We start from the raw sequence: 10,553 nt of genomic DNA, 5'->3' as shown, positions 1-10,553 counted from the left end.
CCATTAGATTACACCCATGCCGGGCGCACCCCCCTATCCGGCTGCGCCGGACTTCTCCACGGGAAAGCGTCTCACTTGGTTCTCAGACATCGGGCCGGATAGCTAAAGGAAAGCGCCTTTATGGGCAGGCTAGGCGCCAACTTATCCGGCCTTGCGTATTCTATGCAGAATACGCACCTTACGGCTCCCTACGAACCAAGTTCGCTTGCCACCCCTATTCAGGGGGCAGAATAAAACCTCTCTACTCTTACCTGCCCTGTCATGTGACACTATGTCCAGCACCCATAGTGCCCCCAGCTCCGCTGGGGGAAAGGTGGTGCCACAGGCACCAAAGGGGGGGGTGCCGCCGAAAGGCGGCTTTTGTATTGGCGCCCTTCGGGCGCGACCCCTTCCACCGCTCACGCGGTCCCCCTCCCCCTGCAAACAGGGGGAGGCAAGTTCAGGGAAAAGTGCCCCCCTCAGGCCGCCAGGCCTGTTACATCTCATCATGGACGATGGTATTTCTTCCCCTTCTCTTGGCTTCAAACATGAACCGGTCGGCCCTGTCGATGATACTCTTCAGCGTATCCTCCGCCGTCACCGCCGTAATGCCTACAGACATGGTGATATGGAGAGTGCCCTTATCTGTCTTCACCGCTGCCTGGGATACGATTTCCTGGAAGCGTTTGGAAATGGGAAGAATATCCCCTTTGCTTTTAATAGGATAGATGCCGATGAATTCCTCGCCGCCCCAGCGGCCGATGGTATCGGTTTTCCTTGTATAACTGAGAACGGTCTCGGCGAAGGTTCTCAGGATTTCATCCCCCGCCTGGTGACCGTATTCTTCGTTGAATTCATGGAAATGGTCGATGTCCGCGAAGAGCACCGCAAAGGGCTCGTGGAGCCGGCGGTACTCGGAGAAACGGGTTTTCAGCACCGCCTCCAGGAAGAGCCGGTTCGGCAGCTTGGTGAGGGCGTCGTGATAGGCCATGGAGTAGAGATTTTCCACAATGCGGGTTTCCCTGTTCATGAGCCGAATGGGCGTGAACACCTCCGCCACCAGCTTTAAGCGTCCCATTTCATCCTTCAGGGGAACGAAATGAGCCTGCACTGCAATCATGTAGCCCTTCTTATGGGTGAGCACCAGCTTCTTTGCCTCCGGCCGCTTCTCATCCATGCAGGCCAGAAGGGGGCAGTAAGTCTTGCAGAGAGGCGTCCCCTCCTCGTCCATGTGGTTCAGCTCCGTATCCGGGCAGCGCCGGCCCACCATTTCTTCGGCGCCGTAGCCGGTAATGCACTCCGCCTCCCGGTTCCAGTACACAATGGTTCTGTCCGGCTTCACGATGTACACGCCGTAGGGCAGAGATTCGATTAATTGGAAGAAATCATTTTCACTTACTGTCAATGAGTCATCCTCCTGTTCTATGAAATCCGGTGGACCGCCTGTTCCGTCCACTGCTATCTGCCATATATTATTTAACCGTTTCCTCTTTTCACAAAGGGAAACGCCCCTATTACTCATAGTTTATATTTTCTGCATACCGATTGCAAGCCCGAGCCGCTCTGCCTCCCCCGCCTTCATCTCCAGCACCGACGACGCCTTCAGGCAGGCAGACAGTCCGATCCAGGGATGGAGACGGCGGACGATTTTCACGATGGTCATGGACGAATCAAAGTACACCGCGTCAATGGCAAAACGCATGAAGCACATATGGATACTGTTCGTAGACTTCAGAAACAGCCCCTCCCCGGGAGAAAGGGGGGCGCGCAGCATAAGCCCCTTAAACCGGGCCCACCAGCTCTCTGCCATCTCCACGGAAATGGAAATCTCCGGGTGGTTCTCAAAAGACCAGACTTCTTTCTGCAAAATGATTCCTCCTATAAAAAAGACCGTGAAGAGATTCACGGAACAGAAAAGGTTCTAAAGGTTCTGAAGGCTCTTAGGTTTGACACGCCTTCGGCGTGAGGGTTGTGGTGGCGGCTAACGCCGCAATATAGAGCCTCCTTCCCTAGGAAGGGGGGCACCATAGGCGACGGAGGATAGGGGCGTCAATTTTCGGATTTTCTCACCGCTCCGCAGCGGGTGGTGGGCGCCTTTTAAGTCGTATAAGGCGCCTCTTATTATAAAACCATACAACCGCGCCTTTGGCGCAATAGGGGAAAACAAGCCAACCTCGCTACGCTCGCGGAAATGCACCCCTTCTGTCACCTTCAGTGACGTCTCCCCCGGAGGGGGAGATTCTAGCGGCGCTATTCCTTGTGATGCTTATGAGACCCGAAGCTGAGTAGCGAGCAAAGTTCCCCCTCCGGGGGAAAGGTGGTGCGTTAGCACCAAAAGGGGTGCATTTCCCTCGCCCGTCAGGGCGGTTGTATGGTTTTTCACCGCCGCTGCTATGAATAACCAAATGACAGAAATGCCCAGCGTCCATAGTGCCCCCAGCTCCGCTGGGGGAAAGGTGGTGCCGCAGGCACCAAAGGGGGGAATGCCTCTACGCTGAGAAGATTTATGACTCATCTCTCCATGTTACTTTCCCATAGGATTGGCCGCTATCGCGGCCACCCCCTATCCGGCTGCGCCGGACTTCCCCCTATTCAGGGGGCAGAATAAAACTGCTCTACCCTTACCGTCTGTGCCATGTGGCACAACGCCCAGCATCCATAGTGCCCCCGCTTTAGCGGGGGAAAGGTGGTGCCGCAGGCGCCCACAACAACCCTCGGGCCTGAAAGGCCCGTCAAACTTCAGCACCTTAAGAACCTTCGGCCCGAAGGGCCGTCAACCCTGCCGCGCAGCGGCTCACTTTCCCATGGTCTGCATGAGGGAAATCAGGGACGGCAGGAGCACCACTACGAAGATGGCCGGGAAGATACAGAAGACCAGGGGGAAGACCATTTTCACCGGGGCCTTCATGGCCTGGGTTCTGGCTCTCTGGCGGCGAAGGTCTCGCATGTTGTCGGCCTGGATGACCAGGGTGTCGGACATGGAGGCGCCCAGTCTTTCGGACTGGACTACGGACATGACGAAGAGGTATACGTCCTGCACGTCGCAGCGTTTGGCCATGAGCTGCATGGAGCGGCGGCGGGTCATGCCCATTCTTGTATCCCGGAGCATGCGGCGGAATTCGTCGATTAAGGGGCCTTCCATTCTTTCCACCACTTTACGCATGGCGCCGTCCAGGGAAAGGCCGGCCTGTACGGAAATGGAGAGGAGGTCAAGCACGTCCGGCAGCTGGCGGACGATGAGATCCTGTCTCTTTTTGATGATATGGTTGAAGACGCCGAAGGGCAGCAGAGCGCCGAAGAGGAAGCTGCCCCATACCACGCAGAGGCCCTGGATGGTGTCCATGGGATTCTTTGCGGTATAGTAAAATCCCAGAAGGCCGCAGAAAACCATGGAGAAGAACCAGAGGCCCACCACGGTTCTCACCTTCCAGATACCCTGTTTTCCTGCCAGCATGATGCGCTGTTCCATCATTTTCGGCATGGCGGAGGGGGCAAAGTGGGAGAGAAATTCCATCACATGGGCCAGCATACGTCCGATGGTACGCTGGTAGAGAGGAATCTTTTTCAGGTCATCTTCCCCTGTTTCCTCTTCCTCCTCTTCCGTTTCCTCACGGAAGGTATCGAGACGGCGCTTCACTTCCCTTTCGCCGAACCGTTTCAGCGCCAGCACCGACAGCGCAAGGAAGAAGAAGAGGGCCAGGGCGATGGAAATGGAAAGAGCCAGCATGGTTACTCACCCTCCCCCCAGGCACCGCCTGCCCGCTGCATGAACTTCGGAAATTCCACATTGTGGGCCTTGAACTTGGCCAGGAACTGGGGCTGCAGGCCTGTGGGCACAAACTGTCCCAGGGCTTTGCCGTTTTCATCGAATCCGGTCTGCCTGTAGCGGAAGAGGTCCTGCAGGACGATGACATCCCCTTCCATTTTCTGTACTTCTGTAATATAGGTGATTTTACGGGAACCGTCCTGGATACGTTCCTGATGGATGATAAGGTCCAGTGCCGATGAAATCTGGTCACGGATAGCCCGTACCGGCAGATCCAGGCCGCTCATGAGCACCATGGTTTCCAGACGGGACAGCACGTCCCTCGGGCTGTTGGCGTGGGCGGTGGTGAGAGAGCCGTCGTGGCCGGTATTCATGGCCTGCAGCATATCCAGGGCCTCGCCTCCTCTGACTTCGCCCACGATAATGCGGTCAGGACGCATACGGAGGGAGTTCTTCACCAGGTCCCGAATGGTTACCGCCCCTTTGCCTTCGATATTGGCCGGGCGGGCTTCCAGGGTCACCACATGGGGCTGCTCCAGACGGAGTTCCGCCGCATCTTCGATGGTGACGATACGTTCATCATGGGGAATAAAGGAAGACAGCACGTTCAGACTGGTGGTTTTACCGGAGCCGGTGCCGCCGCTGACCATGATGTTCAGCTTCGCCTTCACGCAGGCCCGGAGGAATATAGCCATTTCCTCAGACAGAGTGCCGAAGGAAATGAGATTTTCCACGGAGAACGGGGTCTTTGAGAACTTACGGATCGTTACGCATGGCCCGATGAGGGACAGAGGCGGGATAACGATATTGACACGGGAACCGTCAGGCAGGCGGGCATCCACCAGAGGAGACGCTTCATCTACATGGCGGCCGATGGGTGTGACAATCTTGTCGATAATGGACATGAGGTGGGCATTATCATGGAACTGGGCTCCGGTCAAATGGAGTTTCCCCATCCGTTCCACATAAATCTTCTTCGGCCCATTCACCATGACTTCGGTGACGGTGTCATCCTTCAGGAATGGTTCGATGGGGCCGTAGCCCAGGATTTCATCGCAGATATCCGATACCAGCCGGGCCCTTTCGCCTCGGGGCACCACAAAAGGATTGTGCTCCAGCACCCGCTGCACGTAGCCGGAAATCACATTCTCAATGTCCTGGCGGCTGCGGTTCGTGCCGTCCAGAATCTTCTGCTGTTCCGAAGTCATTTCCTCTACAATGGCCCGGTGCACATTGAGCTTCAGGGTCTGGTACTCCTCTTCCTTCGCATCCACCGCCCGTCCGGCGAATATATTCTCTTCCTTGACTTCGGCTTTCCCCTTCTCTTCACGGCGCCCCAGACGTTCCAGCAGTGTCACGGTTTACATCCCCTTTTTATGGTTGAACTTTAGGATTATTCTTTGCGTTATTTTCCCAGTACATGTAATAGGTAAATTGTTGAGTATCAGGTAATATAATACCTGCATTCGCCACTCCATTAATAAAGCCATAGCTGCCTGTATTTTTCGTAGCCGTCAATTTTACTTCTATAGAAGGAGTATTATCATTTCCCATTTCCACACCTTCAATTGTGATGTCCCCGGGACTGTTTACAATATATAAATGTGGATGATTTTTATCCCGCCCATTATATGCATTGTATATCTGGTCTGAAATTTCTTTAAATTTGGGGGGCTGATCCTCTTGCTTATTGTTTACCCCTTGAGCAACGACCAGGGAGGCTTCCCTTGCTGCTGATCTGACTACAGAATTATAAGTGATGTAGTCCCTGAAGAAAAGACCGCCAGCCATGATAGCAAATAGACATACAAAAAAAAGAGGGACCATCAATGTGAACTCAATGATATCCTGACCACCTTGTTTTTTCATGATGTCCCTCCTGTCTAATCATTGAAAGAAGTCCTTTGGATACCGCATCAGAAGAGCCTGCTGCGGTATCCAAAGGACTTCTGCAAAAACAAAAGTAATGCAGAAGCCCTAGTCGGATTACTTCTTCCCTGCTGCAGCATTATCCATAAGATTGCCAGCATTGTTAAATACATTGGTAACCTTATCCTGGATTTTAACATTCTGCCAGATGAGAACGCCAATACCAACGATAATAGCCAGCATAAGAGCATATTCCACCATGTCCTGACCTTTTTCACCAAAGGGAATATAAGGTCTTACATAGTAGTCATACATCTGCTTTGCCATAGATACCATAATTTTCACCTCCCTCGATGTTGAAAAATTTACCTGATAAGTTAAATCTATAAAAAGCCAAATGGCCTTTTACCAAGAGTAAGTTTAATTTATATCTTAATATCCACAATCTTTCTGATAATAATAAACCCGACAATAACCAACAGTGCGGCCCCTGCAATAAACATACGGCCAATGGTTGTGGTAAACAATGGCATAATATAATCCGGTGCAGTCAAATATAGAAAGAGAGCCATTGCTACAGGAATAACGGTTAAAACCATTCCTGAAGCTTTTCCCTGTGCCGTCAATGTTCCGATTTCCCTGCGGAGACGGATTCTTTCCGTAATCGTACTACGAATAGTATCCAGGATAGTGGCCAGGTTGCCGCCTACCTGCTGCTGGATCAGCACTGCCGTCACCACCAGGGAGAAGTCGGCGCTGCCCACCCTTTCATCCATATCATGAAGTGCGTCATCCAGGGATTTCCCCAGGGTGGTGTCCCGCATCACTCTTTCAAATTCCGTAGACATGGGCGGTTCCATTTCCCGGGATATGATTTCCATGGTCTGCAGGAAAGAGAAGCCGGCCCGCAAAGAGTTCGCCACCAGGGAGAGACAGTCCGCCAGCTGGCGCTGGAAATTATTGAGACGCTTAGCGATTCTCCGCTGTACGAACACAAAGTCCGCCGCCAGGAAAAGAAGCAGTGCCAGCAGTCCGGTTACCGGATTCCGTGTCGCCAAAGCAAAGATGACAAATACAAGCAGCGCCCCGCCGGCGGAAATAGCCAGAAATTCAGACCCCAGAAGCGGGAGCCCCGCCCGGACCATCATCAGATCCAGCTTCTTTCGGCCCAGACCGGTGTCCGTCCGTCTGGCTTTCTCTGCAAAAATCTCATGAAGACGGCTTCGGAGGACTTCAAAAACAGAAGCCTTCCGTACCACCGATGGCTGGTATCCGGAAAACATCTGGATACGCTCCGCCACCTCCCTCCTCCGCCGGAGCACTGCCGTAAGTCCCAGGAAGAGAAGGATGAAGAACAGAAAGGCGAAAAGCAATGAGAATAAAAGTATCATCTAACTCTCTCCTTTCTATCTGCATTATAACATGAGTAATGGAATAAATTAAGTAGATTTATACAAGGTTCTTAAGATTGACGGCCCTGTCGGGCCGAGGGTTCTTAAGTTTGATGGGCCCTTGGGGCCCAAGGGTTGTGGAATCGCCGCTATGGCGGCGATGAATTTTATAAACCGCCTTCCGCGGGTGGTGGGCGCCTTTACATGATAGCGGCGCCTCTTATGATAAAACTGGAAAACCGCACCAAGGTGCGATAGGAAAACATGCAAACCAGGCTTCGCCTGTGGAAAATGCACCCCTATCCCCGCTTCGCGGTACTTACCCCCGGAGGGGTGCACAGCGAACATGATTTGGAGGAGAGAAGCGACGCGCAAATCATAGTGAGTCGTTTCACCTTTAGGTGGAAGTTTTAGCGGCACAATGCTTAGAGCAACCTAAGCATAAGAAAGGGAAGCATCGAACAAATCTCCCCCTCCGGGGTGGCAAGCGAACGAAATTTGTAGGGAGCCGTACGGCGACTGAAAATTTCGTGAGACGCTTTCCCGTGGAGAGATGTCGCCGAAGGCGACAGAAGGGGTGTATTTCCCTCGCCCGTCAGGGCGGTTGTATGGTTTTAGCCGCCGGAAGGCGGCATTCATACTGGCGCCGGAGGCGCCCACCAAAACCCTCACGCCGACAGGCGGGTCAAACTTCTGAACCCTTTGAACCCTTTGAACCTTCACGCCCGCCAGGGCGTGTCCATAAGGGCGCCACCCCTTCCACCGCTCACGCGGTCCCCCTCCCCCTGTAAACAGGGGGAGGCAAGTTTTTTGGGAAAAAGCGGTCCCCCTCCCCCTGTAAACAGGGGGAGGCAAGTTTTTTTGGGAAAAAGTGGCCCCCTCCCCTATAAATGGGGAAGGCAAGTTTTTAGGAAAGGTCTGTCACCCCTTAGCGCCCTGCCGCTATCTCTTCCGCCAATTTCTCCACTGCCAGGGAGAAGGGGTTGTCCGGCATCTGGTCTATGAGGAGCCGTCCGTTATCGGCTGCCGACGATACGGCCAGGTATTCGTTAGGAAGGATATGGGCCACAGGGAAGCCCAGAGCCTGGGAGAAGACTGCTTTTTCTTCTTCCGTACAGGGGGATACGCGGGTGAAGACCGGGCGGACTCTTTCTTTGTAGTCGTCCCAGCTGCGGAAGATTTCAAGGGCCCGTTTCATGTGCTCCACTTCGTAGCCGCCGTTCACCATGGCCATAATGGCGGTCTTGTCGGAGAGTTCGCAGGCCGTGCAGGACACGTCGGAGAAGCCGGAGGAGAGGTCAAGGAGGACATAGCGGAAAATGCTTCTTGCCATTTTGATGAGGCTGGTCATGCCTTCCATGGTTACCGTTTCAGCTAAATCGGGCTTGGAGGCACCGCAGAGGATGGACAGATTGTCATTGACCGGCACGAAGTAGGATTTCAGGGTCACCGGGGAAAGGAAGGAAATATCTCTCACCGCTTCCACGATGGTGCTCTGGGGGGTGAGATTGAAAAAGACGGACATATCACCGAACTGGAGGTCTCCGTCGATAATGGCTACGGACTCTCCTGTTTTCCTTGCCAGGGCGGAGCCCAGGTTGGAAATGAGGGTGGTTTTTCCGCTCTTCCCCTTGGGGCTGAAAAAGGCGATGACTTCCGAATGATGGGCGGAAGCGGAGTTGCTCAGGTTCTGAATGGTTTCCCGCAGTTCTTCGCCGGTGAAGGGCTTAATCATAAACCCGCCGGCGCCGGAACGCATGAGGCGGGACTGGGCTTCGGAGTCCCATTTCCTGCTCATGCCGATGATGGCAGTATGGGGATAGGATTTTTTCAAGTCCGGCAGAAGGGCACCGTTTCTTTCGTTATCGATGTCCAGAAGGATGAGCTCCGGCTTGAAGGCCTGCATCTGTCCCAGAGCATCGCCGGCGCTCCGGTAACGGGCGCTGAGGTCGAAGCCCGGTGTATTCTTAATAACGCTGGAAAGTCTTTCCAGCATGACCTGGTTTTCTTCAATAAGGACGGTTCTATATGCCAAAATCCTTCACCTCCCTCAGGAAAACAGACGGGAAAGCCAGCCGCCGCGGTCGTCCGTTTTTTCCTCTTTCCGGCCTGTGTCCGGGCGGACATAGCCGTCTACGATGGAAATGAGCTCCTTCGCCAGAGGCGTATGCCGAGCCTCCAGCACAAAGGGCACGCCGCTTTGTATGGAATTCTGGGCGGTCTGGAAATCATTGGGAAGGACGAAATCGAAGTGCTTGCCCAGGATGGCTTCCACATCTTCCACGTCAATGCGGGTCTTCGCGTTGCTGCGGTTCAGGAGATACCGGATTTTGCTGTCGTCATACCCCAGCTCCTTCAGCGTATCGCTGCCCCGCTTCATGTTCTTGATGGTAGGAATGAAATCCACGATGCCCACGAAATTGATGAGGGTGGAAAGATCCATCATGGACAGATTCAGGGCGCTGAAAGTGGAAGTGGTGTCGATAATCACGTAATCATACTCCAGCTGCAGCTGCTGCACCAGGGAGCGGATAATACCGTTATCCATATTGTAGGCTTCCTCCATGAGCTTCGGATTCGTCAGCACATCAAAGGACACCCCATCAGCGGTATACTTCGTCAGATACTCCACCGCCACCGTATCTTGTGGATTCGCCTTCATAGCCCGCTGGGCATCGGCAATGGTCTTCTTCGGATGGAGCTTCAGGTAGTAGCAGATGTCCCCGAACTGCAGATCCAGATCCACCAGACAAACCCGAAGCCCCTGCTTCGCCAGCTCCGCCGCAATATTAATGGCAATCAGCGACTTCCCCACAGCATAAGCCGTGCTGAAAACAGTAAATATAGTCCCTTTCCTGCCTTCCATGTGATGCCTCCATTTGCGTCAAATCTATAAACAACATTGTGTATCATAAGTGCGTAAGGGGGCAAAAAGGTTGTGTGACACCTCGTTCCTCGGTGTCAGGGTTGTGTAGAAGGGGGCATAAAATTATCCATATCCCCATATTCCTCCACTTCTTCCCTTGCAGCTGTAGACTTTTCGCCCATTTTATCTTCTAAAGAAGCTATCAGCTTTTTCAACAGCCAAATCACTTTTTTCACATGATAAATAATGTGATTTGCTGTTTCTTCAGATATAAAACGCCTGCGTGCACAAATAATCAACTGGGTTTCCACCTCATATGCTGACCCCTTGGCATTATATAGAAAATGAATGTAATCTTTTAGAGTACCTCGTCCTGCTCCCTCCGCTATATTTGACGCTATGGAAACAACAGCACGCCTAAGTTGATTGGAAAGAGCAAAAGTTTCGTAATCAGGAAGCCCCATGGCTACATCATAAACGTCATCTATCAAAACCAAGGTTTCCTGCCATACAAGCAGCTTCTTATAGTTGCTCATAAGTCAATAGCCCTCCAGATGATTTATAACTTGCGGCGAAGCCGCACCCCTTTTATCGAGCTGCTGCCGCAACCAAAGTACTCCGCTATCTCAAAGTGCAAAAATTATATTTTGCGGCGCTTCTTTACTTGTGCGCCGCCACCTTC

10 protein-coding genes are annotated in these 10,553 nt (G+C 53.0%); all 10 read right to left on the bottom strand.

The annotated features are described in order from the left end of the window. Positions 1-475 precede the first annotated feature (475 nt). Positions 476-1,384 carry a sensor domain-containing diguanylate cyclase gene (locus Q0482_RS05180; RefSeq protein WP_299144245.1) on the bottom strand — a complete coding sequence of 303 codons (909 nt, stop codon included), beginning with the start codon at positions 1,382-1,384 and terminating at the stop codon, positions 476-478. Between the two features lie 120 nt (positions 1,385-1,504). Next, positions 1,505-1,846 (bottom strand): DUF192 domain-containing protein, encoded by a 342-nt coding sequence (locus Q0482_RS05175; RefSeq protein WP_299144244.1) that lies wholly within the window; start codon positions 1,844-1,846, stop codon positions 1,505-1,507. Between the two features lie 927 nt (positions 1,847-2,773). After that, positions 2,774-3,706, bottom strand: a complete 933-nt coding sequence (locus Q0482_RS05170) for a type II secretion system F family protein (RefSeq protein WP_299144242.1) — start codon at positions 3,704-3,706, stop codon at positions 2,774-2,776. 2 nt (positions 3,707-3,708) lie between these two features. Further along, the gene (locus Q0482_RS05165) at positions 3,709-5,103 is read right to left on the bottom strand and encodes a CpaF family protein (RefSeq protein ID WP_299144240.1); all 1,395 of its coding nucleotides are present in this window, start codon (positions 5,101-5,103) and stop codon (positions 3,709-3,711) included. Positions 5,104-5,119: 16 nt separating this feature from the next. After that, positions 5,120-5,614 carry a TadE family protein gene (locus Q0482_RS05160; protein ID WP_299144239.1) on the bottom strand — a complete coding sequence of 165 codons (495 nt, stop codon included), beginning with the start codon at positions 5,612-5,614 and terminating at the stop codon, positions 5,120-5,122. A gap of 117 nt (positions 5,615-5,731) precedes the next feature. Continuing rightward, on the bottom strand, positions 5,732-5,950 hold the full coding sequence (locus tag Q0482_RS05155) for a hypothetical protein (protein ID WP_299144237.1): 219 nt from the start codon (positions 5,948-5,950) through the stop codon (positions 5,732-5,734). Between the two features lie 89 nt (positions 5,951-6,039). Beyond that, positions 6,040-7,005 carry a type II secretion system F family protein gene (locus Q0482_RS05150; RefSeq protein ID WP_299144235.1) on the bottom strand — a complete coding sequence of 322 codons (966 nt, stop codon included), beginning with the start codon at positions 7,003-7,005 and terminating at the stop codon, positions 6,040-6,042. A 928-nt stretch (positions 7,006-7,933) separates the two neighbouring features. After that, entirely contained in the window at positions 7,934-9,040 is a 1,107-nt protein-coding gene (locus Q0482_RS05145) for a response regulator (protein ID WP_299144233.1), read from the bottom strand. A 15-nt stretch (positions 9,041-9,055) separates the two neighbouring features. Next, entirely contained in the window at positions 9,056-9,871 is an 816-nt protein-coding gene (locus Q0482_RS05140) for an AAA family ATPase (RefSeq protein WP_299144231.1), read from the bottom strand. 95 nt (positions 9,872-9,966) lie between these two features. Further along, positions 9,967-10,407 carry a four helix bundle protein gene (locus tag Q0482_RS05135; RefSeq protein WP_288265005.1) on the bottom strand — a complete coding sequence of 147 codons (441 nt, stop codon included), beginning with the start codon at positions 10,405-10,407 and terminating at the stop codon, positions 9,967-9,969. Between the last annotated feature and the right edge of the window lie 146 nt (positions 10,408-10,553).

Source organism: uncultured Dialister sp. (genome assembly GCF_937959425.1).
In the GTDB taxonomy this organism is placed as follows: Bacteria; Bacillota; Negativicutes; order Veillonellales; family Dialisteraceae; genus Dialister.
Note: the sequence above shows the minus strand (reverse complement) of the source record. Positions and strands in the feature narration are given on the sequence as shown.